This window comes from Streptomyces sp. NPDC003038 (genome assembly GCF_040611115.1).
Taxonomy (GTDB): Bacteria; Actinomycetota; Actinomycetes; order Streptomycetales; family Streptomycetaceae; genus Streptomyces.
In genome coordinates, this window is the sequence record NZ_JBEXNN010000132.1 from 1 (window position 1) to 1033 (window position 1033).

At 65.2% G+C, this 1033-nt stretch carries 2 protein-coding genes; one reads left to right on the forward strand and one right to left on the reverse strand.

What is annotated here, in order from left to right:
* Window positions 1–69 precede the first annotated feature (69 nt).
* The gene (locus ABZX75_RS34460) at window positions 70–267 is read left to right on the forward strand and encodes a hypothetical protein (RefSeq protein WP_355418206.1); all 198 of its coding nucleotides are present in this window, start codon (window positions 70–72) and stop codon (window positions 265–267) included.
* Here ABZX75_RS34460 and ABZX75_RS34465 read toward each other — a convergent pair.
* On the reverse strand, window positions 251–1033 hold a 783-nt coding region (locus tag ABZX75_RS34465), incomplete at its 5' end, for an IS3 family transposase (protein WP_355418204.1). The genes ABZX75_RS34460 and ABZX75_RS34465 overlap by 17 nt on opposite strands.

Here is a 1033-nt window from a genome sequence, read left to right on the forward strand (position 1 = left end):
CACGTTGTACTTCGAGGGCCGTCCCACGTAGATCTTCACCTTCAGGATCACCAAGATCCATTGTCAGGTGTGTCCACATCTCAGGGGTCACCTCATGTCCGCGCCGGCGCCACCACCCTGTTCGCCGCCCTGGAGGTCGCCACCGGCAAGGTCATCGGTTCTCTGCATCGCCGCCACCGTGCCGAGGAGTTCAAGAAGGTCCTCATCAAGCTCGACCGGGAAGTGAACCGTTCCGGGTTGCGTAGAGACTTCAGATTGTGGCTGTGACCTGGGGTTTCGTGGTTGCTCGGTAGTGGTTGGCTTCGTATTCGACGGGCGGGATGTGCCCTATCTCTCCGTGGAGTCGTCGGTGGTTGTACCAGTCGCCCCACTCGGCGGTGGCGAGCTCGACGTGCGACAGCGTCCTCCAGGGCCGCTGGGGCTTGATGACCTCGGTCTTGAACAGGCCGATGGTGGACTCCATGAGCGCGTTGTCATACGCGTCTCCGACCGAGCCGATCGAGGCCGCGATCCGGGCCGCTTCCAGGTGTTCGGACAGGCGGAAAGACGTATATTGCGAGCCGGCGTCCGAGTGGTGAACCAGCTCACCGGGCACGGGAGGACGGCCTTCGCGGTCACGCTGCCACAGATCCATGTCGAGGGCGTCCAGGACGAGTTGGGTCTCCTTCGACATGGATGCGGACCAGCCGACGATGCGGCGGGAGAAGGTGTCCACGACGAAGGCCACGTAGACGACGCCCGTCCAGGCGGCGACGTGCGTGAAGTCGGCCACCCAGGTGCGGTTCGGGGCGGGGGCGACGAAGTCGCGCTCCAGGCGGTCGGGGGCCCGCGCGGCTGCAGGGTCCGGGATCGTGGTGATGACCTTCTTGCCGCGGACCGCGCCGGCGATGCCCGTCTCGCGCATGAGTCGTTCGACGGTGCAGCGGGCCACGACGTGGCCTTGCCGGTTCAGCTCCCGCCAGATTTTCCGGGCCCCGTAGACGCGGTAGTTGGCGGTGAACACCTCGTTGATCAGGGGCTTGAGTTCCTCGTC